22 protein-coding genes, 1 tRNA gene and 1 other annotated feature are annotated in these 25,503 nt (G+C 59.2%); of the genes, 17 read left to right on the top strand and 6 right to left on the bottom strand.

Translation table 11 applies throughout. The features are described 5' to 3' along the window. The 4 genes from HMPREF1546_RS15460 to HMPREF1546_RS15445 form a co-directional block, all read left to right on the top strand. Positions 1 to 1,244: LCP family protein (locus tag HMPREF1546_RS15460; RefSeq protein WP_021752099.1), on the top strand; the 1,244-nt coding region annotated here is incomplete at its 5' end. Positions 1,245 to 1,266: 22 nt separating this feature from the next. Beyond that, entirely contained in the window at positions 1,267 to 2,883 is a 1,617-nt protein-coding gene (locus HMPREF1546_RS15455) for an LCP family protein (RefSeq protein WP_021752098.1), read from the top strand. Between the two features lie 45 nt (positions 2,884 to 2,928). Further along, the gene (rsfS, locus tag HMPREF1546_RS15450) at positions 2,929 to 3,291 is read left to right on the top strand and encodes a ribosome silencing factor (protein ID WP_025544856.1); all 363 of its coding nucleotides are present in this window, start codon (positions 2,929 to 2,931) and stop codon (positions 3,289 to 3,291) included. A gap of 277 nt (positions 3,292 to 3,568) precedes the next feature. Then, on the top strand, positions 3,569 to 3,931 hold the full coding sequence (locus HMPREF1546_RS15445; RefSeq protein ID WP_036631143.1) for a helix-turn-helix transcriptional regulator: 363 nt from the start codon (positions 3,569 to 3,571) through the stop codon (positions 3,929 to 3,931). 191 nt (positions 3,932 to 4,122) lie between these two features. On the opposite strand, the gene HMPREF1546_RS15440 is transcribed toward HMPREF1546_RS15445, so the two are convergent. Next, positions 4,123 to 4,710 (bottom strand): GNAT family N-acetyltransferase, encoded by a 588-nt coding sequence (locus tag HMPREF1546_RS15440; protein ID WP_036631155.1) that lies wholly within the window; start codon positions 4,708 to 4,710, stop codon positions 4,123 to 4,125. 181 nt (positions 4,711 to 4,891) lie between these two features. Next, positions 4,892 to 5,126, top strand: a binding site (T-box leader). Positions 5,127 to 5,415: 289 nt separating this feature from the next. Between HMPREF1546_RS15440 and leuS the strand changes: the two genes are divergently transcribed. The 3 genes from leuS (at position 5,416) to rpsU (ending at position 8,953) form a co-directional block, all read left to right on the top strand. Continuing rightward, complete coding sequence (gene leuS / locus HMPREF1546_RS15435) at positions 5,416 to 7,845, top strand: leucine--tRNA ligase (RefSeq protein ID WP_025544859.1); 2,430 nt, start codon at positions 5,416 to 5,418, stop codon at positions 7,843 to 7,845. Between the two features lie 224 nt (positions 7,846 to 8,069). Then, complete coding sequence (locus HMPREF1546_RS15430; protein WP_025544860.1) at positions 8,070 to 8,627, top strand: hypothetical protein; 558 nt, start codon at positions 8,070 to 8,072, stop codon at positions 8,625 to 8,627. 143 nt (positions 8,628 to 8,770) lie between these two features. After that, positions 8,771 to 8,953, top strand: a complete 183-nt coding sequence (rpsU, locus tag HMPREF1546_RS15425; protein ID WP_021750944.1) for a 30S ribosomal protein S21 — start codon at positions 8,771 to 8,773, stop codon at positions 8,951 to 8,953. A 41-nt stretch (positions 8,954 to 8,994) separates the two neighbouring features. Here the strand turns inward: rpsU and HMPREF1546_RS15420 are convergent, their stop codons facing one another. Then, positions 8,995 to 9,762 carry a hypothetical protein gene (locus tag HMPREF1546_RS15420; RefSeq protein WP_021750943.1) on the bottom strand — a complete coding sequence of 256 codons (768 nt, stop codon included), beginning with the start codon at positions 9,760 to 9,762 and terminating at the stop codon, positions 8,995 to 8,997. Positions 9,763 to 9,835: 73 nt separating this feature from the next. Between HMPREF1546_RS15420 and HMPREF1546_RS15415 the strand changes: the two genes are divergently transcribed. The 3 genes from HMPREF1546_RS15415 (at position 9,836) to HMPREF1546_RS15405 (ending at position 11,550) form a co-directional block, all read left to right on the top strand. After that, positions 9,836 to 10,348, top strand: a complete 513-nt coding sequence (locus HMPREF1546_RS15415) for a YqeG family HAD IIIA-type phosphatase (RefSeq protein ID WP_036631142.1) — start codon at positions 9,836 to 9,838, stop codon at positions 10,346 to 10,348. Positions 10,349 to 10,460: 112 nt separating this feature from the next. Further along, the gene (gene efp, locus HMPREF1546_RS15410; RefSeq protein ID WP_021750941.1) at positions 10,461 to 11,030 is read left to right on the top strand and encodes an elongation factor P; all 570 of its coding nucleotides are present in this window, start codon (positions 10,461 to 10,463) and stop codon (positions 11,028 to 11,030) included. An 85-nt stretch (positions 11,031 to 11,115) separates the two neighbouring features. Beyond that, a complete protein-coding gene (locus tag HMPREF1546_RS15405; RefSeq protein ID WP_021750940.1) occupies positions 11,116 to 11,550 on the top strand; it encodes a CD1247 N-terminal domain-containing protein in 435 nt (144 codons plus the stop codon). Between the two features lie 63 nt (positions 11,551 to 11,613). Here the strand turns inward: HMPREF1546_RS15405 and HMPREF1546_RS15400 are convergent, their stop codons facing one another. Genes HMPREF1546_RS15400 through HMPREF1546_RS15385 form a run of 4 tightly spaced genes read right to left on the bottom strand, consistent with a single transcriptional unit; the run spans position 11,614 to position 14,488 of the window. Continuing rightward, the gene (locus tag HMPREF1546_RS15400; protein WP_025545438.1) at positions 11,614 to 11,973 is read right to left on the bottom strand and encodes a hypothetical protein; all 360 of its coding nucleotides are present in this window, start codon (positions 11,971 to 11,973) and stop codon (positions 11,614 to 11,616) included. A 19-nt stretch (positions 11,974 to 11,992) separates the two neighbouring features. After that, positions 11,993 to 13,009, bottom strand: a complete 1,017-nt coding sequence (locus HMPREF1546_RS15395; protein WP_021750938.1) for an HD domain-containing protein — start codon at positions 13,007 to 13,009, stop codon at positions 11,993 to 11,995. Positions 13,010 to 13,016: 7 nt separating this feature from the next. Then, positions 13,017 to 13,853, bottom strand: a complete 837-nt coding sequence (locus HMPREF1546_RS15390) for a BadF/BadG/BcrA/BcrD ATPase family protein (RefSeq protein WP_021750937.1) — start codon at positions 13,851 to 13,853, stop codon at positions 13,017 to 13,019. A 53-nt stretch (positions 13,854 to 13,906) separates the two neighbouring features. Next, positions 13,907 to 14,488 (bottom strand): hypothetical protein, encoded by a 582-nt coding sequence (locus HMPREF1546_RS15385; protein ID WP_021750936.1) that lies wholly within the window; start codon positions 14,486 to 14,488, stop codon positions 13,907 to 13,909. 249 nt (positions 14,489 to 14,737) lie between these two features. Between HMPREF1546_RS15385 and HMPREF1546_RS15380 the strand changes: the two genes are divergently transcribed. The 7 genes from HMPREF1546_RS15380 to HMPREF1546_RS15350 all read left to right on the top strand — a co-directional run bounded on the left by HMPREF1546_RS15380 (position 14,738) and on the right by HMPREF1546_RS15350 (position 23,816). Further along, complete coding sequence (locus tag HMPREF1546_RS15380) at positions 14,738 to 16,186, top strand: nicotinate phosphoribosyltransferase (RefSeq protein ID WP_021750935.1); 1,449 nt, start codon at positions 14,738 to 14,740, stop codon at positions 16,184 to 16,186. Between the two features lie 124 nt (positions 16,187 to 16,310). Next, a complete protein-coding gene (gene cls / locus HMPREF1546_RS15375) occupies positions 16,311 to 17,873 on the top strand; it encodes a cardiolipin synthase (RefSeq protein WP_021750934.1) in 1,563 nt (520 codons plus the stop codon). A 34-nt stretch (positions 17,874 to 17,907) separates the two neighbouring features. Further along, on the top strand, positions 17,908 to 18,786 hold the full coding sequence (locus HMPREF1546_RS15370) for an ATP-binding protein (RefSeq protein ID WP_021750933.1): 879 nt from the start codon (positions 17,908 to 17,910) through the stop codon (positions 18,784 to 18,786). Between the two features lie 18 nt (positions 18,787 to 18,804). Continuing rightward, positions 18,805 to 21,171 (top strand): SEL1-like repeat protein, encoded by a 2,367-nt coding sequence (locus tag HMPREF1546_RS15365; protein ID WP_021750932.1) that lies wholly within the window; start codon positions 18,805 to 18,807, stop codon positions 21,169 to 21,171. 145 nt (positions 21,172 to 21,316) lie between these two features. Beyond that, positions 21,317 to 21,390: transfer RNA gene (locus HMPREF1546_RS15360), tRNA-Gln, on the top strand. Between the two features lie 107 nt (positions 21,391 to 21,497). Continuing rightward, positions 21,498 to 22,433, top strand: a complete 936-nt coding sequence (locus HMPREF1546_RS15355) for a recombinase family protein (protein ID WP_021750931.1) — start codon at positions 21,498 to 21,500, stop codon at positions 22,431 to 22,433. Positions 22,434 to 22,478: 45 nt separating this feature from the next. Continuing rightward, entirely contained in the window at positions 22,479 to 23,816 is a 1,338-nt protein-coding gene (locus tag HMPREF1546_RS15350) for a HEPN domain-containing protein (RefSeq protein WP_021750930.1), read from the top strand. The last annotated feature ends 1,687 nt before the right edge of the window (positions 23,817 to 25,503 follow it).

Here is a 25,503-nt window from a genome sequence, read left to right as displayed (position 1 = left end):
AGAAGGCCACGGTGATGTCCATTCCCCGGGACACCATGGTGAATGTCTCCTGGGATATCAAGCGCATCAACTCCGTGTATAACTACTATGGCGGCGGAGACCGGGGGATCCAGTATCTCTACAAGGAAATCGCCCAGCTGGTGGGCTTTGAGCCGGACTATCAGGTGGTTGTGGAGTGGGACGCCGTGGGCCAGATCGTGGACGCCATGGGCGGCGTCTGGTTCGACGTGCCACGGAACATGAACTACGACGATCCTTATCAGGACCTTCACATCCACCAGGAGAAGGGCTACCGCCTGCTCACGGGGGACGACGCCATGCAGGTGCTCCGCTACCGCCACGACAACGACATGCGCTACGGCTATCCGGACGGCGATCTGGGCCGCATCAAGACCCAGCAGGCGTTTCTGACCGCCATGGTGGACCAGCTGCTGCAGATCAAGAACGTCACAAAGATCAACCAGTTCATCCAGGTGTTCCAGAACAATGTGGAGACAGACCTGAGCTTCCAGAATATCCTATGGTTTGCCCAGCAGGCGATTCTGGGTGGGCTGAGCATGGAGAACGTGGAGTTTGTCACCATGCCCAACCGGACCGCATCCTGCTGGAGCCGCACCTATCACAACTATCAATCCTACGTGGTGCCCAGCGCGGATGAGCTGCTGGAGCTGGTGAACACCAAGCTGAGTCCTTATACGGAGGTATTCACCCTCAGCGACTTGGACATTATGTCCGTCAACTCTGACGGCAGCATCAGCTCGTCCACCGGCCATGTGGAAGACAGCCGGGCGGCCCGGCCGCCGGTGAAGCCCACCACGCCCAGCAAGCCGGAGGAGGAGACGCCCACGGTGGATGAGAACGGCAATCCCATCGATCCGGACACCGGCCTGCCGGTGACGCCGGATGGCGGAACCACGGACCCGGGGACGGGCGGGACCACAGACCCGGGCTCTGGCACGACGGATCCCGGAACAGGGACAACGCCCGACGGCGGGACAGATCCCGGCACCGGCGGCGGGACCACAGGACCTGACACCGGAGAAGGAACCACCGGCACCGGCACCGACGGGACCACCGATCCGGGTACGGGCACAAGCGGGACTCCGGACGGCGGCACGCCTGACGCAGGCGGAGGAACGACCGATTCGGGCACTGGAGACAGCCAGACCTCCGGCACCGGAGATGGAGGCGGCGATGCTGCCGCAGAAGAGGCTCCGGATGACGGCTTTATCATCGTGAGCTGAACGACGGAAAAGGGGTGGCACCATGGCGGACCAGATGGATGGAAAAGGACGTCCCCCAAAGAGACGGTCCGGACTGACCAGGGGGCAGAAGGGGCTGATTGCCACAGCCGCAGTTCTGGCTGTGGCCCTGGCGGGAGTTCTGGCCTGGCAGAGCCTGTTCGTCCGGCCGGACCTCAACACCGGCAAGACAGAGCCCCAGGAGACGGAAGAACCCACCGATCCGGTGGAGGAGATCGACTGGGGCGAGGGGACCCGCCCCCGCAGCGACGGGGAGCGGAAGAGTCAGGACTACTACACAGTTCTGATCCTGGGCCGGGACACGGGGGGCGGCGGCAACACGGACACGATGCTGCTGGCCAGCTACGACGTGACCAACCAGAAGGCCACGGTGATGTCCATTCCCCGGGACACTATGGTGAATGTCTCCTGGGATATCAAGAAGATCAACTCTGTTTACAACTGGTACGGCGGTGGAGACCGGGGCATCCAGTATCTCTACAAGGAGATCGCCCAACTGGTGGGCTTTGAGCCGGACTATCAGGTGATTGTGGAGTGGGAGGCCGTGGGCCAGATCGTGGACGCTATGGGCGGCGTCTGGTTCGATGTGCCCCGGGACATGTATTACAGTGACCCCCTGCAAAACCTCTATATCAACCAGAAAGCGGGCTACCGCCTGCTCACGGGGGACGACGCCATGCAGGTACTGCGGTTCCGGGACGGAGCCAACGGCTACAAGGACGGCGATCTGGGCCGCATCAAGACGCAGCAGGCATTTTTGACCGCCATGGTGGAGCAGCTGCTGAAGATCGAGAACATCGCCAAGATCAACGCATTTGCCGAGGTGTTTCGGGAGAACGTGGAGACGGATCTGACCCTCCAGAATATTTTGTGGTTTGCCAAAGCGGCCTTCACCGGTGGCCTGAAGCCGGAGAACGTGGAGTTCGTCACCATGCCGAACACGCCCGCCTACGCATACAGCTCCACCACCAGCAAGCTCAACGGCCGGTATTCCGAACAGTCCTATGTAACGCCCAACACCGGCCAGCTGCTGGAGCTGGTGAACACCAAATTGAGCCCCTACGCCGAGGTATTTACCCGCAGCGATCTGGATATGATGACCGTGAACAGCGACGGCTCCGTCAGCTCCTCCACCGGTCATGTGGAAGACAGCAACGCCACCCATCCCCGGTCCTACTGGCAGGCCCAGTGGACACCCCAGGAGCCGGAGGAGGAGACGCCCCCGGAGGGGGAGACCGGCACAGGGACCGGCCCTGATGCCGGAGCGCCGGAGACCGGCGGGGCGGCCGGGACGCCCGGCGACGGAGAGACCACGGATCCCGGCGGAGCCACGGAGCCCGGTACGGGGAGCATCGATCCGGACACGGGAGACCTGATCGACCCGGAGACCGGCGGCATCATCGATCCCGGCACCGGGCAGATCCTGGACCCCGGTACAGGACAGGTGATCGGCCAGCTCCCGGGCGGCAGCGGAGACCCGGCGGCAGGTGAGAGCGGCGGAACCGCCCCAGAGTCGCCGGATTCCCAGCCGTCTGATGGTGAGACGGCGCCTCCTGTAGACCCCGGTACGTCCGACGGCGGAACCGCGGCCCCGGATGACGGGTTTATTATTGTAACCTGAGCGGCAGGTGTGCCGCAGATTCAAACGATCAGAAAGGATGAGTCCATGACACCCAAAGAGATGGCCCTGACTGCGGCCAAAGCCCTGGACGAGAAAAAGGGCGGCGACATCGCCGCCATCGAGATCACGGAGCAGACCACCCTGGCGGACTATTTCGTCATTGCCACCGGCAATTCCAACACCCAGATCAACGCCCTGTGCGGCGCAGTGGAGAAGGCCATGAAGGAGCAGGCGGGGGAGGATCCTCTCCGCCGGGAGGGCTACCGGGACGGCACCTGGGTCCTGCTGGACTACGGCTGTGTGGTGGTCCACGTGTTCTCCGCCGAGGCCCGGGAGTTCTATTCGCTGGAGCGGCTTTGGCACGACGGCAAGCCGGTGGATCTCTCCGGTGTGCTGACGGAGAATTGATCGCCCTTCGCGCCAAGTGGCGTGTCCAAGCGTTTTGCCGCAGGCAAAAATATGAAATGGGCAGGCTCTGCCTGCCCATTTGAGTCCAATGTGGTGCCACGCAAAACGAAGATTTTGTGGGGCGCCGTGTCCGGTGAAAAGGGGAAACATCAGCTCCGACGGCGCTGACCGCCGGAGCTTTTTTCTGCTTATCAACCCAGAGTTGCGCGATAGCTGGTGGACGCAACCGCCCGCCCCGGGTATGCTGAGACCATCAAAACAAAAGGAGGCAACTACAATGGCATTCAGTTCCATTATCATGCTCCCGCTGCTGCTCCTGTTTCTGGCCATCTGGGCAGGGCTCATTTATCTGCTGATCCTGCTGATCCGGGCTTTGCGGAAGTACCTGCGGGGCGGGGAGGCCCGCCGGGAAAAAGCGGAGACCTGCCGTACCCTGGGGGAGGTCCTCAAGGCCCACCGGATGCGCTGCCAGATGACCCAGGAGTTCGTGGCGGAGGCCCTGGGGGTCAGCCGGCAGGCGGTCAGCAAATGGGAGACCGGCACGGCGGACCCCAGCACCTCCAACCTGCTGGCCCTGGCGAAGCTCTTCGGTGTGCCAGCGGAGGAGCTGCTGCATCAGGCGACCGGCGGGGGAGTATGAAACAATCGGAATCAAGGGGCAGCGATATAAGTCAGGGGGCGAAAAGCCTTCCCTGCGAAGTGTGAGGGCGCATTGGGCGCGCCTGTATGAAAATGGGCCTGCTTCCTGTGAGGCAGGTCCATGCACCAAGCACTTCGGTTTTAACAAGTCCGGCTGCCTCGGCGCCCAGCTTTTCTCCAATATCCATCTGTTCACACGTTCGGTTCTATAAAATGGGCAGCAGATTGGTCCCAATATTTTTTGTAAACCCGATCTGTATTCCCATCAAGATTCAGTTGGTACATCCGAAATGTAACCAGAAAATTCTTGGGCTGCCACTGTTCTTCGTAAGAATATTGGTACTTCATTCCAACGTTCCGCATAACGCCGCCGCTTCTTGGGTTGTTTCGGTCATGCGTTGCTGTGATATAAGGCAGGCCGTCCTTTTTCACTTGGGCGATCACCGCTTTGCCCGCTTCTGTGACAAGTCCCTGATGCCAGAATTCCCTGCGAAGCCCATATCCGAAATCGTGATGTTCCTCCATATCCACTTTTATGTAGCCGATGGGATGATCGTCCGTTTTCAAGCAGATCGGGTAAGCGTATGCCTGCGGCTGGACATATTTTGAAGCGTATCTTTCTTCATAGAATTTCTTGGCTTCTTCTATGCTGTCTATCGGATACCAGGGCAGGAATTGATTGACTTCCTTGTCATGGAGAATCAGAAACAGCCATTCCAGATCGCGCTCTGTGAATTTCCTCAAGATCAAACGCCCGGTTTCCAATGTGGGCGTGTTTATCAGGGTGCCCTTCACGGTTTCGCCTCCCCCCCAAATTGCCAGAGTTTTTTCTGCTGCCATACGTTGGATTTTCCCCATTATACAGAGCAGGACGGGCAAAAACAAGATGTCGACTGGATTGTACAGCGCTTTTCCCGCTTACCTCTTGACAAAACGCGCAAAGCCACATAAAATAGACCCGTTAACGACATTGATGGGAAGAAAGGCGAAATGTCCCGCCTTCAGAGAGCCGGCGGCTGCTGCGAGCCGGTGGGGGACCTTCGCGGATGACTGTTCCCGGAGTCTCCCGCCTGAACGGACATAGTAGGGTGGGACGGCAGGCCCCGTTACTGGCCGAGGCCCTCCGGGCCGTTGAGCGCCATCCGGCAACGGCTGGCGAAACCAGGGTGGTACCGCGTAGCTTTTACGCCCCTGACCGTAAGGTCGGGGGCGCTTTTACAGCTTGAAGAGGGGATTGACATCTCCTTGCCCGTAGGGGGCACACCGCATCCGTCAGGCGGCAGAGCCGCCAACGGCTGCGCAGCAGAGTGCCTTCACCAGCGGCATCAGTCACTGGCGACGCAACCCAAGGCGGTTGGGTCAAAGTATTTTTGCCACGTACAGAAGGTGAATTGCCCCGTAGAAGCAAGAGAGGCCGCCCGGGGGCGCGCCGCGGCAAAAATAAATCGAACAGAGAAATCCATTCACAGGAATGAGGAGAAGGATATGAAATACGATTTTGCCAGCATTGAGAAAAAGTGGCAGCAGAAGTGGCTGGAGGAGAAGCCCTTCACCGCCGTCACCGGGGACAAGACTCGGGAGAAGTTCTTCGGCCTGATCGAGTTCCCCTATCCCTCCGGCCAGGGGCTCCACGTGGGCCACGCCCGGCCCTTCACCGCCATGGACATCATCTGCCGGAAGAAGCGGATGCAGGGCTACAACGTCCTGTTCCCCATCGGCTATGACGCCTTCGGCCTGCCCACAGAGAACTACGCCGTTCAGCACCACATCCACCCCGCCAAGGTGACCCACGACAACATCGAGAACTTCCGCAAGCAGCTCCACATGCTGGGCTACTCCTTCGACTGGGACCGGGAGGTGAACACCACCGACCCCAGCTACTACAAGTGGACCCAGTGGATCTTCCTGCAGATGTTCAAGAAGGGGCTGGCCTACAAGGCCTCCATGCCCGTCAACTGGTGCACCAGCTGCAAGATCGTCCTGGCCAATGAGGAGGTCGTGGACGGTGTGTGCGAACGCTGCGGCGGCCAGGTCATCCGCAAGGAGAAGAGCCAGTGGATGCTGGCCATCACCAAGTACGCCGACCGGCTCATCGACGACCTGGACGACCTGGACTTCATCGAGCGGGTGAAGATCCAGCAGAAGAATTGGATCGGCCGGTCCGAGGGCACGGAGGTGGACTTCACCGCCACCAACGGCGACAAGCTGACGGTCTACACTACCCGGTGCGACACGCTGTTCGGCGTGACCTATATGGTCATCTCCCCGGAGCATCCCTATCTCCAGCAGTGGAAGGACCAGATCCAGAACTGGGATGCTGTGGCCGCCTATATCGAGGAGGCCGCCCGCAAGTCCGACTTTGAGCGGGGCGAGCTGAACAAGGAGAAGACCGGCGTCCGGCTGGAGGGCATCGAGGCCGTCAACCCCGCCAGCGGCAAGCACGTGCCCCTGTTCGTCTCCGACTACGTGCTGATGGGCTACGGCACCGGCATCGTCATGGGCGTGCCGGGCCACGACCAGCGTGACTGGGAGTTCGCCACCAAGTTCGGCCTGCCTATCGTGGAGGTGGTCCAGGGCGGAGACATCACCAAGGAGGCCTTCACCCTGAAGGACGACACCGGCATCATGGTGAACTCCGGCTTCCTGGACGGCCTCACCGTGAAAGAGGCAATTCCCACCATGAAGAAGTGGGTGACGGAGCAGGGCATCGGCCGTCCCAAGACCAACTTCAAGCTCCGGGACTGGGTGTTCAGCCGCCAGCGTTATTGGGGCGAGCCCATCCCCCTGGTGAACTGCCCCAAGTGCGGCTGGGTCCCCCTGCCGGAGGAGCAGCTGCCCCTGCTGCTGCCGGAGGTGGACTCCTATGAGGTCACCGACACCGGTGAGAGCCCCCTCAGCAAGATGACTGACTGGGTGAACACCACCTGCCCCAAGTGCGGCGGCCCCGCCCAGCGGGAGACCGACACCATGCCCCAGTGGGCTGGCTCCAGCTGGTACTTCCTGCGGTATATGGATCCCCACAACGACAAGGCATTCGCCTCCAAGGAGGCCCTGGACTACTGGTCTCCCGTGGACTGGTACAACGGCGGCATGGAGCACACCACCCTGCATCTGCTGTACTCCCGGTTCTGGCACAAGTTCCTGTATGACATCGGCGCCGTGCCCACCAAGGAGCCCTATGCCAAGCGCACAAGCCACGGCATGATCCTGGGCGAGGGCGGCGAGAAGATGTCCAAGTCCCGGGGCAACGTGGTGAACCCCAACGACATCGTGGACCAGTACGGCGCCGACACCATGCGCCTCTATATCATGTTCATCGGCGACTTTGAGAAGGCCGCAACCTGGTCCAACGACGCGGTGAAGGGCTCCAAGCGGTTCCTGGACCGGGTGTGGAATCTGGCGGAGAGCGCCTCCGACAGCTATGATGTGACCCCCGCCAACGAGGCCGTCATCCACAAGACCATCAAGAAGGTCACAGAGGATGTGGACAGTCTGAAGATGAACACCGCCATCGCCGCCATGATGACCATGGTGAACGAGCTGAACGCCAACGGCTGCACCCGGGGCGACCTGAAGTATCTGCTCCTGCTGCTGAACCCCTTCGCCCCCCACATCACCGAGGAGCTGTGGGAGAACCTGGGCTTCGCCGCCCAGACGGGCAAGATGTGCTGCCAGGCGGAGTGGCCCGTGGCGGATGAGAGCAAGACCGTGGCCTCCACAGTGGAGCTGGCCGTCCAGGTAAACGGCAAGCTGAAGGGCACCATCTCCATGCCAACCGACAGTGAGGAGAAGGCCGTGGTGGATGCCGCCCTGGCGGTGGAGAAGGTCCGGAAGGCCACCGAAGGGATGCAGATCATCAAGACCATCCTGGTGAAGAACCGGCTGGTGAACCTGATCGTCAAGCCCGCGAAATAAGACTGCGCCCAGCGGTGCGTACAAGCGTTTTTGCCGGAGACAACAACCTTGGGGCGGACGGCCTGTGCCTGTCCAGCTGCATTCCGATGCGGGAGCCCCGCTGGACCGGGAACCGGCCGATGCATCTGGTGGGAGCATCCCAGTTCATCCCAATCACACCAAAAGGCCGGACGGGAAATCCCGTCCGGCCTGCGCTTCAGGCCCTGCCTGAGAAAGGAGAACCTATGAGCCGTCTGGATGAATTCCTGCGCCTGCTGTGCGGCAGGTTTGACAATACCCGGCAGCTGGAGGAGTTGCGGCGGAGCGGCGGCCCCGCCCTGCCGCTGGCAGAGCATGTCAACACCGTGTGCAACGACAAGATTGACGGCCTCCCCGCGGATTTTGCGGGAGCATTTGTGCTGGAGGAGAGCTATTACACCACGGAGGGAAAGACCCACGCCTCACCCCATCTGTTCCTCTTTACGGAGGAGGGGGAGGCGGTGAAGCTGACATCCTATCAGCTGCCCAAGGCGGCGGACGGCGGCGCGGCCACCTATGAGACGCTGCCGCCCCTGAAATGGGAGGATCTGGAGATCTCCGAGAAATTCACGCCTGCCCTCTATACGCTGCACGACGGCGTGTGGGAGGGGGGCAGCGTCAGCATGTTCTCCCCGGTGCTGAAGTTCACCCTGTATGAGCGATTCTCTCAGGAGTCCCTGGAGGTGGCGGAGACCATGGAGGTGAACGGAAAGCGGACGTTCGGGTACGATGTGCCCATCGTGTACCGGAGAGCGGCGGACTGATCTCCCGGGAGAAATGCTGATTTTCCGGAAAATCTCTTGACAACGGCCCGGAAGGTTTGTATAATGCTTATGTTAAAGCCATAGATTATGGCCCTTAAAGTATCCTGGATTAAGCCGGATACCTCGGAGGGAGGGAAATATAGATGTCTGAGATCCATGTGAAGGACGGCGAGTCCATCGACAGCGCGCTGAAGCGTTTCAAGCGCAGCTGCGCCAAGGCCGGCGTCATCGCGGAAGTGCGGAAGAGAGAGCATTATGAGAGCCCCAGCGTCAAGCGCCGCAAGAAGTCTGAGGCCGCTCGCAAGAACAAGAAGCGCTATTATTGATCTGTCAAGGAAAAGTGCTGTGCCGAAAGGTACAGCACTTTTTATGTCCTCCGCCCGGGAAACAGCTTGGGCAGCAGATCCTGCACCTCCGGATACATCAGGAAGGCGGCGGCGAAGCCCATGTTCCCGCCGGTCCGCAGCTTCTGGGAAAGGGTGTCCGCGTCGTCGAAGAGGACGAAATGCGTCTCGCCGTCCCGGGCATAGGTGAAATACCGGGCGCACAGGTCCTGGGAGAAGAAAACGGAGGGGGACTCCCGGTCCAGCAGGTCCTGGAGTTCCCGGCCGCTGAGAGGGCGGCCTTCGCCGCTTTGAGCCGGGAGGGTGAAGTCCATCCGCAGCCGCTGGACATCCAGGGCCAGACCGCCTGCCCTGTCCCGTCCGGCAGCGGCCTCCTGCAGGCGCTGGACAAAGTTCCCGCCGGAGATGGCGGTGCAGATCAGGGGAATGGCGCCTGACGCCGCGGCGTAGGACTCCGGCACATAAACGGGGCGGGGCGACAGGCGCCGGGCCAGCGTCTCCGCAAAGGCCAGCCGGTCCGGCGCAGGAGGCTGCTCGAAATCCAGCAGTACGCCGCCGTAGCTCCGCCGCCCGCACTCCCGCAGCGCGGCGGCCGACAGCCGCTCCGGGCTGGCGATAAAGGGCGCGCCCCGGTCTGTGACGGACAATAGCCCGCCCCGGGTCTGGAGCAGCAGGTTCTGCCGCAGGAGCGTGGAGTCCGGCCCGATACAGTAGGCCACATGGGCCAGGGAACAGCGGAAGCGGGAGGCCTCCTGGGCCTCGGCCGGCGTCACGGCCAGATAGATCTGCAAAATGAACTCCCCCTTGTGGAATCCCGTTGGGACTGGTATACTAAAAGGAGACTATGCAGAGAAGGAGCCGCTTATGCCGTTTTCCCTGACGCCCCGCTGGGTGTTCCAGCATTACAGCGAGATCACGCCGGACTGGCTGCGGCAGCAGGGGATCACCCTGCTGCTCAGCGACCTGGACTTTACATTGGCCGCCAAGAAGACCCGTCGGCCGGATCAGTCCCTGCGGGACTGGATCGCCGCCCTCCGCAATGCGGGGATCGGTTTCATGATCGTCTCCAACAACCGCTCCGGCAGCCGGGTGACGGAGTTCTGCGCGGACCTGGGGGTGCCTTATCAGGGCCGTGCAGGAAAGCCTAGTCCCAGGGGCCTGGAGGCCGCCATGGCACGGGCTGGGGCGGACCGGGTCTGCACCGCCATGCTGGGGGACAAGCTGCTGACGGATATGCTGGCCGCCAACCGGGCCGGAGTCCTGCCTCTGATGGTGGAGCCGGTGGGCGGCGCCGTGACGGCATGGCAGAAGGTGCTCCACGCTCTCCAGGCCCCGTTTAAGGCTGTCTGCCGCCGCAAAATGGAAAAAAAGTCCTGAAAAATACTTGCATTACCGGACAACATAGGATAAAATAGCAGAGGAATTTTTGTAGAGATAGAGAGGCGGCCGGCTGGTCAGCTTTTCTTGAGATTTCAGAGGAGGATCATTTATGCCAACGATTACTGCCGGCGATTTCCGCAATGGTGTCACTTTTGAGAAGGACGGGAGCGTTTGCACCGTGGTGGAGTTCCAGCACGTGAAGCCCGGCAAGGGTGCGGCTTTCGTGCGCACCAAGTACAAGAACGTGATGACCGGCGCCATCCGCGAGGAGTCCTTCAACCCCACCGCCAAGTTCGAGCAGGCCACTGTGGAGCGCAAGGATGCCGAGTATAGCTACAACGACGGCGACCTGTACTACTTTATGGATCCCGAGACCTACGACATGGTCCCGCTGAACCGGGACGTGCTGGGCGACGCCTTCCGCTTCGTGAAGGAGAACACCGTCTGCAAGCTGGTGAGCTACAAGGGCAGCGTGTTCACCGTGGAAGTGCCCAACTTCATGGACCTGGAGGTCACGGAGACCGAGCCCGGCCTGCGGGGCGACACCGCCACCAACGTGACCAAGCCCGCGACGCTGGAGACCGGTGCTGAGGTGAAGGTGCCTCTGTTCATCAACACGGGCGACAAGATCCAGATCGACACCCGCACTGGCGAGTATATCGGCCGCAGCAAGGAGTAAGTGAGGCAAAGGGGGGAAGCGTATTCCCCCCTTTTGTTCCTGAGAATGACTGCAACGCTGTTTGTAAAGGAAAGGAGCTGCTGTTATGGAGATTACGGAGAAGGTCGCGTATCTGAAGGGCCTGGCTGAAGGCATGGAACTGGACACCGAGAAGAAGGAGGGCAAGCTGCTTGCCGCCATCATCGACGTGCTGGATGACATCGCCCTGGAGATCGCGGATATGAAGGCGGACCAGGAGGAGCTGTACGACGGCCTGGACGCTGTCAGCGATGACCTGGAGGATGTGGAGGACGCCGTCTTCGGCGAGGATGACGAGGACGAAGAGGATGTATACGAGTATGAGGAGCCGGAGGAGGACGAGGACTGCTACGCCACCACCTGCCCCACCTGCGAGGAGACCATCTACTTCGACGAGTCCGTCCTGGAGGACGGCGAGGTCATCTGCCCCAACTGCGGCGAGAAGCTGGAGTTCGATCTGAACGGCCTGGAGGACGAGGACAAGCCCCAGGACGAGGAATAATCCCTATATGTGAGCGCAGGAGCCCGGTGCACAGCACCGGGCTCCTGTTTGCATTTTCCGCTGCTACTCCACTGTAACGGCGAACCGGCAGCAGGTCCCGCCGCCCAGCACCGTCTCCACGGTCCGGACCGTGATGTGTCTTTCGGGCAGCAGCTGTTCCAGAATATACAGCACACTCTGCCGGGAACATTCGCAGTGGGCGGCGTCGGCCGTCTCTCCCCGCAGCACCTCAGGGCAGACGCATTTGGGATAACCCACCTCATAGAGGCGTCCGGGCTGGAGAACCTTGGCAAAAAAGCTCTCCGTGTCCCCGTATTTCCGGTACTGGGCGTCCAGGTCGCAGCCGCACGCCCGGAACTGCGCCGCCTGGACAGGCAGGACGGTCTCCCGCACACACCGGACGGCTTTTTCTCTGAAATCCATGTCTCTTTCTCCTGATTTTTCAATCATTCTCTCCGGCGGTTTCCTCCGGAACACCGATCCAGCAGGCAAAGTCCGTGGCCAGGAAGGTCTCCTGGGCCTGCCGCACCCCGGCGTCCAACCGAGAGACGCGGCCAAGGCCCGCCACCAGCGGATCAATGTACCGCAGCTTGGCGGGAATCCGGAACCAGAGTCCGTTCTCCGGCCTTTCCGCGCTCCGCTCCACCCGGCAGAAGCGCCGGAACCGGCGCCACCGGCGGGCGCTGGCTGGATCTGACTCCAGCTTTTGGATGACAAAAGACTCCGTCCGATACAGGTCATCCTCTGTCAAGACCTGCCGGTTCACGGCATCGCGCAGCAGGTCCGCCAGGGCCTGCATGGCGAAGCGGTCCTCGTCCGCCACGTAGACCCGGGCGGTCTGGAGCGATGCCTGTGTGAAGGCGCAGGCGGTCTCCCGCGTGCGGAAGGCCAGTTCCGGCCGGCCGGACTCGTCCCGCCAGACGGTGAGATCTTCGTAGAATACACGGAGGGCGTTCGCCCCGGCGAAGCCGTAGCACCGCAGGTCCCCCAGCGTGTACTCCAGACGGTCGGCGGAGAGCTGAGGGGAGTCATTGTCCGCGATGGGATAGCGGTGGTAATCCGCCACGTCTTCCGTGGTGAGGCCGTATTCTTTCAGCAGCGCCTGAAGCTCCGGCGAGGTCTCGATGAGTTCCGCCGTCCGTGCCTCGGTGGACTCCTGATGCAGGTGGTCCCCGTGGAGAAAATCCACCACATGGGCAAAGGCGGGGGTGGCCGCATCGTGGAGCAGTCCCGCCGCGCTTTGGCGGAGATCGCCGGTGAAGTGCCACACGATCAGCCCCACGCCCACGCTGTGGTCAAACCGGGAGTAGGGGGCCCACCCGGCAAAGTGGGGGAAGGACGTGTACTCGCACCCGCAGTTCATGCCCACCTGCCGCAGCCGGGCCATGGGCGGCGTCTCTGCCAGACGGCGGAGAAATTCCGGGATCTCCGGATGATACAGGGACCAATTTTCCGTCATGGCGCCCTCAGGCCTCCGGCTTTTTCTGCAGGCTGTACAGTCCCGCGCCGATGGCGGTGGCAAACGTGGCGTTTTCGGGAATGATATAGTGGATGCCGTACAGCTTTTCAAACAGCTGGAAATTCGTGACCGCCTGGGGCAGGGTGGTCATGGACCCGGTCAGCACCACGGTCTTGGAGTCACAGCACTGGCAGGCCAGCACCGTCATGGTGCCGATGGCCTGGAGCACCAGGTTCACCACGCCGGCCGCCAGGTCCGCGGGAGTGGCGTCCTCCGCCAGATCGCCGAAGTTGGCGGCAGTCATATCCGGGTCCAGAGTGGGAGCGGCGTGGACCGTGATGTCCTTCATGGTCAGGTCCACGTGGTCCAGGTTGCCGCTCTCCGCCAGCTTTTTGATCTGGCCGAAGCGCTCCATTCCCACCAGCTTGTGGCAGAGCCCGCCCAGAGTGCCGCCGCCGATGCCGCTGCCGCACAGGTGGCGGATGCCGTCGGGGGACGCCCAGAGGAAAGCGGTGCCGGTGCCCATGCTGACCACCACGGCGGAGGACTGGCCCGACAGGGCCAGGGCCCCGGTGCCGCTGGCGGAGAACTCGTCCACCTTGCAGGTGGGCAGACCGTAGATGTCGCCCTCCACATAGGAGGCGCCCACGCCGGTGAGCACCACCCGCCGCACATCCCGCAGGGAGAGCCGGTTGCTGGTGAGATAGTTGCCAAGGGCGCCATACAGGCTGGTCACCTGATCCTCCGCCCGGACCCGCAGCATGGAGATCACACTGCCGTCCGTCCGCAGACCCACGATTTTGGTGGTGGAGCCGCCGATGTCAATGCCTAAGATCACATCCATTGTGATGACTTCCTTTCAGCGGCAGACGGCCGCTTGGTTTTCGGTGGGGGCGCTTACTGGATGGCGCCTCCGCTGAGGTCAAACGACTTGGTGATATCCCGCCCCTGGCTGTCATAAAAGACAATCTCCTCTATGCTGATAGGACCTGTGGAGACGGTATCATCCGCTGAGGTGCTCACCAGAAAGACGGGAGAGGCCGGAATGTCCAGCGCATAAGGCCCGTCGCCCTCCAGTGAAAAGACCGCCCGGGCGATGCGGCCGTCGCCGTTCCGCCCCTCGAAGAGCAGCATCTGCTCCCCGTCGGACTCCACCACTCCGTTGCGGAAGGAGCCGGTCCCGCGACCGGAGTGGTCGAATTTATACCGCCCGGTGAATCCTCTCGAGAGACACAGGTATCCCAACCGTCCATCCAGAACCAGAGGATAATAGGTGAGACGCCCCACGGTCACAGGCTGGTACAGCTCCAACTGGTCCGCCTCGCAGGGAACGGACCTGCCCCGGTTGAACCATTGGAGCGCAGCCGGTTCCAGCCCATTGAGGTCCGCGTCCAGAGGAAATGAGCGGTGGTATGCAGTGAGGCCGGTCAGGATGCACAGAACGGCCGCCGCGGAGAAGAAGAGAGCAAACTTTTTCACGAGAAAACCCTCCAGTCCGCTGTGTACCGGAAAATGTGCGGTTCAATCTTTCCCCATCATAGGGGAGGGCGGAGTTGTTGTCAAGACGATTGATAAAAGATTGACAACAAATTCGGAAAAAGCATTGCTTTTCCTGGGGGAACCGCTTATAATTCAAGGGAATAACAACCCCGGACAGACCGCCTCCAGCGGTGTGGGGGCCTGAAACTTCATGGAAGGATCTGTGCCGGCGGCACAGGGGAAACGGTTATGAAAACGGAAGAGAAACTCAATCTGACGATGCTCTGCGATTTTTATGAGCTGACTATGGGCAACGGCTATTTCCGGGCAGGGCTCCAGGATCGGATCACCTATTTCGATGTGTTTTTCCGCAACGTGCCGGACAACGGCGGGTTCGCGGTCTGCGCGGGTCTGGAACAGTTGGTCCAGTATATTCAGAACCTGCACTTCGACGAGGAGGACATCGCCTTCCTGCGGGACAAGCACCTGTTCTCCGAGGATTTCTTGAGCTACCTGCGGGACTTCCGTTTCACAGGCGACATCTGGGCGGTGCCGGAGGGGACGCCTATCTTCCCCCGGGAGCCGGTGGTGACGGTCCGGGCGCCGGCCATCCAGGCCCAGCTGATCGAGACCTTCACCCTGCTGACCATCAACCACCAGAGCCTGATCGCCACCAAGGCCAACCGGATCGTCCGGGCGGCCCAGGGGCGAACGGTGCTGGAGTTCGGCTCCCGCCGGGCCCAGGGCACGGACGGCGCCATCTCCGGAGCCCGGGCGGCTTATATCGGCGGCTGTGCAGGCACCGCCTGCACGATCTCCGACCAGCTGTACGGCGTACCTGCCGGCGGCACCATGGCCCATTCCTGGGTCCAGATGTTCGACAGCCAGTATGAGGCATTCAAGACCTACTGCCAGATCTATCCCCACAATGCCACGCTGTTGGTGGATACCTACAATGTGCTCAAGTCCGGTGTGCCGGATGCCATCCGGGCCTTTGATGAGGTGCTGAAGCCCCTGGGCATCCGCAAGTGCGGCATCCGTCTGGACTCCGGCGACATGGCCTATCTGACCCAGGAGGCCCGCCGTAAGCTGGACGCCGCCGGCTGGACCGAGTGCCAGATCTCCGCCTCCAACTCCCTGGACGAGTATATTATTCAGGACCTGCTGCTGCAGGGCGCCAAGATCGATGTGTTCGGTGTGGGTGAGCGGATGATCACTGCCCGCAGCGAGCCGGTGTTCGGCGGTGTGTACAAGCTGGCGGCTGTGGAAGACGGAGACGGGAAGATCATCCCCAAGATCAAGGTCAGCGAAAACCTGGACAAGATCACCATTCCCCACTTCAAGAAGACCTATCGGATCTTTGACAACGCCACCGGCAAGGCGGAGGCGGACTACATCACCGTCTGGGACGAGACGGTGGACGAGAGCGCCCCACTGGAGCTCTTCGATCCCAGGGCCACCTGGAAGCGCAAGACCTATACGAACTTTACCGCAAAGCCCCTTCAGGTCCCGGTCTTTCAGGGAGGAGAGCTGGTCTATCAGCTGCCCGCCCTGCCGGAGATCCAGGCCTACTGCCGTGCCCAGGTGGATACCCTGTGGGACACGGTGAAGCGGTTCGAGAACCCTCACACCTACTATGTGGATCTGAGTCAGAAGCTGTTCGACATCAAGCAGGATCTGCTCTGCCGGAGCAGATGACCCAACAGCCCCGCCCTCCGGCGGGGCTGTTTGTTCACAGAATATTGGTTGCGGAGTGCTGGGTATTTCGGTATAATAATAAGATAAGCGGTCGAAGCTGAGAGAGAAGGAGGTGGACCGCACCATGCGAAAAAGAAGTCTGCCCCAGCCGGAAGAGCGGACGGAACGGCGGATCTCCGCCGCCACCAGCCTGTCCATCTGCGCACTGACGGTGATTGCCCAGATCGTGCTGACGCTGGCGCTGACCCAGTTGCTGGCGGAAAAGATCAGCTACGTCTATTTCATTCTGGAGCTGGCTGGCGCCGTGGTGGCGATCTGGGTGTATCTGCGCCCCGGCAGCCCCTCCTATAAGCTGGTGTGGATGTGCCTGCTGCTGGCCCTGCCGGTGGCCGGTATGATTCTTTTCCTTCTGTGGGGCGGGAGCCATCAGGCCAAAAGCCTGAGTCTGCGGAAGGTCGCCCCTCCGGTGGAGCGGGAGGGCGCCCGTCAGGCCAGCGCCGCCAATGTGGCCCACCTGAGCCGCCGCTCCCCGGCCTGGGGACGGCTGGCCTCCTATTTGCAGTCGCGGGACTTCCTGCTGTACGGCGGCTCACAGGCCCGGTATTTCGCGGAGGGAGCCGATTTCTTCGATGACCTAGTGCTCCACCTCCAGAGAGCGGAGATCTACATCTTCCTGGAGTATTACATCCTGGCGGAGGGCCAGATCTGGGACCGGATCTTCCATGTGCTGCGGGAGCGGGCCGCCGCCGGTGTGGAGGTGCGGATCATCTTCGACGACTTCGGCAACCTCACCCGCTTTTCCGACGCCTCCCTCCAGGCCCTGCAGGACGCCGGCGTGGAGGTGGAGGTGTTCAATCCAGTCCACCGCTACGTGAATCGGATTTACTTCAACTACCGGGACCACCGGAAGATCGCCGTCATTGACGGGGTGCACGCCTACACCGGAGGCATCAATATTGCCGATGAATACGCCAACCTCTTTGTCCGGTTCGGCCACTGGAAGGATACCGGTGTCCGGATCGACGGTGCCGGGGCCTGGGGCTTTGCCTCCCAGTTCATTCAGATGTGGAAGATGATCGGCCGCTCCCTGCCCAATGAGGACGACTACTACCGTCCCCGGGTGGAGATCGAGGGCACCGGCTGGTGCCAGCCCTTCACGGACGGTCCGCTGAACAATCCGGACAATCCCATCGAGGACACCTACCTCCAGCTGATCGCCTCCGCCCAGAAGATGCTGTATATCACCACGCCCTATTACGCGGTGGAGGAGTCCATGCAGAAGGCCCTGTGCATCGCAGCCGACGCAGGGGTGGACGTGCGGCTGGTGGTACCCGCCATCCCGGACAAGAAATATGTCTACATGGTGGCGGAGACCTACTGGGGTGAGCTGCTGGCCCACGGCGTCAAGATTTACCGCTATACCCCCGGCTTCGTCCACGCCAAGAGCGTCATGGTAGACCGGGAGGTGGCCCTGGTGGGCAGCACCAACATGGACTACCGGACGTTCCAGCTGCACTACGAATGCGCCGTGCTCCTCTATCACATGCCCGCGGTGGAAGACCTGCTGGAGGATATGGACCGGATGGTGGCCCAGAGCGCGCCCTATACGCTGGCGGAGTGGAATCAGCGGTCTTGGCTGCGCAAAATGTGCGCCTCTCTGCTGCGGCTGGTGGCTATCTGGTTCTGACGCGGCCGCTCTCATTTTGCTTTAGGAGGTCCCCATGTCCCGCGAATTGACACCACAGGAGGCTGCGGAGCGCAGCCTCATCAAAAAATACCGCAAGGAGCTCTGGAACCCCTTCATTGCCGCCGTCAAGAGGTATGAGCTGATCGCTCCCGGAGACCGGATCGCCGTCTGTATCTCCGGGGGAAAGGACTCCATGGTGCTGGCCAAGCTGATGCAGGAGCTCCAGCGCCACACAGAACAGCCCTTTGAGCTGGTTTTTCTGGTGATGGATCCGGGCTACGCCCCGGCCAACCGGGCGCTGATCGAGGAGAACGCTGCCCGCCTGGGCATCCCCATCACCGTGTTCCGGAGCGATATTTTCGACGTTGCCTATCAGGTGGAGAAGAACCCCTGCTACTTATGCGCCCGGATGCGCCGGGGCTTTCTGTACAGCAAGGCTCAGGAGCTGGGCTGCAACAAGATCGCCCTGGGGCACCATCTCTCCGACGTGCTGGAGACCACGCTGCTGGGCCTGTTTTACGGTGCCCAGCTCCAGACCATGCCCCCCAAGCTCCGCAGCAGAAATTTCCCAGGCATGGAATTGATCCGTCCGCTGTATTGTGTCCATGAGGACGCCATCATTGCCTGGAAGAACTACAATGGGTTGCGGTTTCTCCAGTGCGCCTGCCGCTTCACAGAGGAGCGGGACGGTGCGGCCGACGGTGTGGGCGAGAGCAAGCGGCAGGAGATGAAGCTCCTGCTGCGGGAGCTGAAAAAGACCAATCCCAATATTGAGAAGAGCATGTTCCGGGCCATTCACGGCGTCCAGCTGGACACGTTCCCGGGCTTCAAATTCCGGGGCAGGGCGTTCGCATTTCCGGAGGCCTACAACCTGCGGGGCGCCTCCTCTGCGGAGGATGAAGCGGCGCTTTGATACAGAGGAGGTGCGCAGATGAATTACTATCGCTGTGAGAACCCGGACTGCGGGTTTCTGGCAGAGGAGGAACCGGATGTCTGCCCCCAGTGCGGGGGCACCTTTTTCCTCTCTGTGGACGAAGAGGAGCTGACGGGGCCCGATTGGGTGCAGCTGGGCAACCGGGCCGTAGATGAGGAGCGGCCGACGGACGCGCTGGCCTGCTACCAACAGGCGGCGGCCCTGGATGATATGCTGGGTGTGACGAACCTGGGGTGGTGCCTGGAGGCGGGGATCGGCGTGCCTGCAGACCCCCGGCAGGCGGTGGTGCTGTATGCCCAGGCCGCCGCCCGGGACTATATGCCCGCCCTGACGAACCTGGGGTACTGCTATGCCCATGGCATCGGTGTGGCGCGGGATGATTCCAAAGCGGTGGAGTGCTTCCGAAAGGGGGCGGAAAACGGCTTTCCCAGGGCCCAGTTCCTGCTGGGGGAGGCATATTCCCGCGGCCTGGGAGTGGAGCAGAGCGACGAGGAGGCCGCCCGCTGGTATCAGTCCGCCGCGTGGCTGGGTTATCCCGCGGCGCAGACAGAACTGGGGCGCTGCCTGGAGTTCGGCACCGGCCTGCCCCAGAGTATCGAGCAGGCGGTGAAATGGTACCGCGCTGCGGCGGAGAACGGCAACGCGCCGGGCCAATGCTGCCTGGGGTTCTTGTATGAGAGCGGCCAGGGCGTGGAGCAGAACTGGGAGGAGGCGGTGCGGTGGTACCGCGCTGCTGCGGAGCAGGACTATCCCCGGGCCTTGTGCAACCTGGCTTGGTGCTATGAGCATAGCAAGGGCGTGGAGCAGGACTACCCGGAGGCGGCCCGGCTGTATCTCCGCGCTGCGGAGCAGGACTATCCTCGGGGACAGCTGTGTATGGGCTTCTGCTGTGAGCGGGGCCGGGGTGTCCCGCTGGATCCGTCGGCTGCCGCGGATTGGTACCGGAAGGCGGCCGAGCAGGAGGACGAGGACGCCCAGTGCTGCCTGGGGTTTCTGTACGAGAGCGGCCAGGGGGTGGAGCAGAGCTGGGAGGAGGCGGTGCGGTGGTACCGTGCCGCCGCGGAACAGGGCCTGCCCCGTGCCCAGTGCAATCTGGCATGGTGCTATGAATACGGCAAGGGCGTCCCCCAGGATTTGGAAGAGAGCTACCGTCTGTACCGGAAAGCGGCCGAGCAGGGGGATGCCAGAGGACTTTTCTGCGTGGCCCGCTGCTTTGACTATGGCCGCGGTGTGACGCAGAACAGCACGGAGGCAGTGGCCTGGTATCAAAAAGCGGCGGACGCGGGTTCCGCGGCGGCCATGTGCGACCTGGGCGTGTGCTATGAACGCGGTGAGGGCGTGGAGCGGGACCTGAGCAGGGCTGTGAGCCTGTATCGCCAGGCAGCCGAGGCGGGCAATGCCGCCGGGCAGTGCAATCTGGGATTCCTGTATGAGAGCGGCGAGGGCGTGGAGCAGAGCTGGGAGGAGGCGGTGCGGTGGTACCGCGCTGCTGCGGAGCAGGGGATGCCCCGTGCCCAGTGCAACCTGGCCTGGTGCTATGAGTACGGCAAGGGCGTGGAGCAGAACTGGAAGCGGGCTGTCCACTGGTACCGACAGGCGGCGGACCAGGAGGACCCCCGGGGGATGTTCTGCATGGGCATCTGCTGCAAATACGGCCGCGGCGTGGAACAGAACTGGGAAGAGGCGGTCCACTGGTATCGCAGGGCGGTGGATGCCGGTTCCGCGGCGGCCATGTGCAACCTGGGCGTGTGCTACGAGCGGGGCGAAGGCGTGGAGCGGGACGCCGCGGAGGCAGCCCGGCTGTACCGACAGGCGGCGGAGCGGGAGGACGCGGCCGCCCAGTGCAACCTGGGATATCTGTATGAGACCGGAGAGGGTGTAGAACAGAACTGGCAAGAGGCTGTCCGCTGGTATCAGGCGGCGGCGGAGCAGGGCTATCCCCGTGCCCAGTGCAACCTGGGCGTCTGCTGGGAGTTCGGCCACGGCGTGGCGAAGGACCCGGCCAAGGCAGCCGATTTGTACCGGCAGGCTGCAGAGGGCGGCGACCGGGTGGCCGCCTGCAACCTGGGATATCTGTACGAGACCGGTGTCGGCGTGGCCCAGAGCTGGGCAGATGCGGTGAAGTGGTACCGCCAGGCAGTGGAGGAGTCCGAGCCCCGTGCCCAGTATAATCTGGCCTGGTGCTATGAGCACGGCAAAGGCGTGCCCCGGGATCTGAGGCAGGCGAGAGAACTCTATCAGGCCGCAGCGAAGCAAGGGTATGCGGGCGCCCAGGAGGCAGCGGACCGTATGGAGAAAGATGGGAGCAGGCGACGGGGCGGCGGATTCCTCCGGGGCTTTCTGGACGGCCTGCGGGGCCAGTGAACGGTCTTACATAGTGGCGGGCGCGGGATCGGGATTCCGCGCCCGCTTGAAAAAACATGTGGAAAAAAAATAAAAAAGGGGGTTGACAAAATCACGCTTTTCTGTATAATAATATCTGTTCGCTGCGGAGTGAACACAACTTCATAGCGGGTTTGTGTAAGGGTAGCACAGCAGACTCTGACTCTGTATGTGAGGGTTCGAATCCTTCACCCGCTGCCAAGTTAAAAGCTACATTTTAGTCTTGAGATTAAGGCTAAAATGTAGCTTTTTCTATTGTAAAACCTCCATGATATACTACTGTTCAGTGGTATCATAGAGGTTTTGCTATGTCTGGCTATGTGATTGAGATTCCACAGGAGAAAGAGAACAGTACTATTTGGAGTCAGCAATTAAGAGTCGCTGCTTATTGTCGGATCAGCACTCCTTACGAAGAACAACAGCAAAGTCTGGAAAAGCAGATCGAGTACTTTACGCAATACATCAAAAGAAATCCCTTTTGGAGGTTTGTCGCTGTGTATGCGGACAATGCCTCCGGGCTCCACGCGAAGAACCGGCCAGGATACCAAAAGATGCTGAAAGACTGCTGGAAAGGAAAGATCGATTTGATTCTTGTTAAATCTCTGAGCCGCTTTGGACGAGATGCAAAAGAAACCATGACTACGATCAGGAGGTTAAAGCAAATGGGTATTGGAGTGTATATTGAACTTGGCGGGATCAATACACTGGCATCTCCGGATAGTATTGTTGATTTATATACCGCATTTGATCAAGCGGAAAGCCAGAACAAAAGCGACAATATCAAGTTCGGTTTGCGCCAGCGGATGAAAAGCGGAAAAACTATGCTGAACCATTCTCAATTTCTTGGCTATACAAAAGGACCAGACGGTGTACTGCAGGTGGTCCCGGAGGAGGCGGAGATCGTACGGAAGATATTTGATCTCTATGTGCAGGGGAACGGTGTGCGAAAGATTAAGCGCTACCTGGAAGAGCTCGGGATCAAGACAGTGACAGGAAAGAGAGAATGGAGCACCTCCACCATTGACCGAATGTTGAGTAACGAGAAGTATGTGGGGCAGGTGCTGATGCAGAAAACTTATACGCCGGATTTCCTGACCGGGAAGCAGGTCAAAAACGATGGACAGTTGGATATGTACATGGTAGAGGATGCTCATGAGTCAATCATTGACAGAGAAACTTTTAATCGAGTGCAGGAGATGAAAGGGCACATCAAACATACAGTACAAATGGAGCAGACGTTGTGATATAATACCAGAGAGGTTCTAATAAGTGTGCGGGTGAGGAACAAAATGAGAGAACTAAAAGATTTACTTAATCAAATCGGTGACTTCCATTTCCAGAATGGCAAGGATAGGATTGATTTTATTGGCACTTTGGTTAAAGAGAATAACCATGTAATAATCCAAACCCGAATCGAAAAGGAAAATCTGAACTATGCAAAACGGCAGATTCCATTTCAGATTTGGGGTAAAATCAGCGGGACAAATGTTACCTTACTTGATAACTATATTATTGCAACCTCTTACCACATCAATTCGGGTTGTGTAGAGATTTCTCTAGATCCGTCAGAAATAGTCATCGGTAGAGGCTATGTCAGTGACATATTCGTTACAAACATTTCTGCTTCAATACGGGCAATGAATCATATGTTTTCTGATAGAGTGTTTAACGAAAATGTCAGCTTCACAAAGGCAAATCCCACTGTACTGAGTTTTGCCTATCCGGAAGATATCGAGGCTATGGACACGGACGGAACCCTTCGCTTGTACCGAGGGTTTTCTCATGACTGGTCAAGGCATGGAATTGAGTATAGATTCCTGCCATATATTGACTATGTGTTTTCAGAGCCAACCAGAATCAGAGATGCTATTGCAAAAATTGCTTGTGTGAGAAATCTGTTATCTTTTTTTGCTGATTATTACCTGCCATTAGAAAATCTGTCATTTGCTGACGAACAAACAGATGAGACTAAAAAGTTTTCCGGATATTGTGATTGTCAATTATATCTAAATCATAAGGAGGATATTGAAGTTTCAGAGGAACCTTTTCTAATTATGACCAATAAGTTTTCTGAAAACTTTTCTGAAGTATGGACTAATTGGTTAAAGTTTTATGCAGATAGCATATATATTCCAACACTCTTTTACGAGATCATCTGTAACCGTTCTACTCGTATTAACCGTTTTCTAAATCTAACGCAGGCTATCGAATTGTACTCTGTCCACTATCGAGATGAACTTGCAAAAGATATTGCACAAGCGGATGGTTGCAGAAGGAAACAAATTCCGTTGAAATATCGCATTGAAGATGTTTTAGCGCAGATCAATGGGAGCCTTGATATTTCAAAAGAGAGAAGAAGACTCTTGGCTCGTGCAATCAGCAACGATAGAAACTTCTTTACACATTACAACGAGCAACGGTATAGTGAACCATCGTTTGAAGAAATATCTGCCGCTAACAGAGTTTTGAGATATGTTCTGCTTTCAATTGTATATAAGGTTGTAGGCATTCGTGATGACTATATTAGGGAATGCAAAAAAAGATTGAATTACAGCACTTTTGAGAGAGATGTATCTGTAATCTTAAAAGAACGAAAAGATACCAATTACACATCTTGGGCGGAATAATCAAGTAGATGCAAATATCGATTTTAACCGCCCTTTGCACGTCAGAGTAAGCTTTGTATCGCTTGCTCCGATTTATTTTATAAGTCAGAACGCGCTCACGTTGCTGCTCCTCCTCTCCAAATCGAACCCGCTACGCTGGGCTTCGATTTGGTTTCTGGTACAGACCTAAAGTCGTTACATTTTTTATAGATACCGTAAGAATTTTCACATGCTCGACGGAAGTAAATTCCGTCTGCGCCAAGGCTTTAACCTCCGGCCAAAATACTTGCACGGCGCAAATGCGCCGCCAGTCAGAGGTTGGTTGGTACTTCTCAAGCAAAATCGCAAACAACTTTAGAGGGTTCGGAACTGTTACCCCCTGCCAGTTGAGAAAGCCTCGGAACTGCAATGGTTCCGAGGTTTTCTTTGCTCTCTCAGCGTGTTTGCTGAATTTTAAGACATCTGTTTTGGGCGCCTATGAATGCCTTTCGCGCTGTGCGCAATGAAAGAACAGGGAAACTGTACCCACGCTGCCGCACATAAAGCCGCTCCTGCGGAAGGTCAGCCTTACTCCGCTGTGTTTTCAGCATCCGGAGATAGCGAACCAGGTGTTTCGTCCGATTTTGTGCTGCATATCGGCCTGTTGAGGCTGGTATGCGGCATTTCCTTTTATCAGGTCGATTAGCCTACGCTCCCGGAAGGAATGTCATGGAACGGGCTCCCGACATATAGAATGCCGAGGGGACGTTCCTCCAGAAGAAGATCGTCCTACAAAGGTGGCCAATATGGATCACATCGGCTGCGGCGGTTCCCTGAAGATTACGCTGGCCCTGACAGCCGCTCGGCAGCATGGTGGGGGCGATGTGCAACCAGCGCAATTTCAGGGCCCGCTTTATTACCCACAATATTGACACTGATTAGCGATGCTGTGAGTTCGCTGTGACGCCCTGAGCTCTCTGACCGCCGCTCACCTGGGCGGCAGTGCATAGCCGCAACCTGAAGCGGATCGCCCCAGGCGGCTGATACTGCGATGAATATGACGGCACAAGGCTTTCAACCGCGGAGGACTGAATTACAGCCCTTTTACAGGTAAAGATCTGGAAGTTATTGTACCACAGGCTTTTTGGTTTTCCGCTTCGTTGCCGCTGCCTCGGGCACCCGGGAAGAGAGATGTGGTATTTTCCGCCACGGCTGGCTACAGATAGTTCTGGTTTATACAAGAAACGTTTATGGAAAATATTGTAAAATACTAATGAGTGAATAAAGAAAAATGTACTTTTTACACAATAGGGCTTCCCAAGAATATGTTTTTTTGCTACAATCAAACTGGAAAGATCGCATGGGGCGGAACGGCCATCGAAAGATGCCGTCCGCCGGATACAGCGAAAGCGAGATTGCTGCGGAGGCCGGCAGAGGGCCGGCGGAGAGGGGGAGAAAAAAACGCAGCGGAACGTGAACGGCTGTTAGAGGTGGTATGAGGACAGACGCGGGAGCGGAGAGGCATTTCCGTTCCTGTCTGGTGATATGAACGGGCCTGTGTGCCCACGGCTTTCAAAATTTTGATTGGAGGAAAAAGCCATGAACGCATATCTCACCAGCGTGATCGAGAACGTGAAGAAGAAGCACAGCAACGAGCCGGAATTCGTGCAGACGGTGGAGGAGGTGTTCTCCTCTCTGGAGCCGGTGATTGAGAAGCACCCGGAGTATG

The organism is Oscillibacter sp. KLE 1745, from assembly GCF_000469445.2.
Lineage (GTDB): Bacteria > Bacillota > Clostridia > Oscillospirales > Oscillospiraceae > Oscillibacter > Oscillibacter welbionis.
This window is presented reverse-complemented; position numbering and strand designations above follow the sequence as displayed.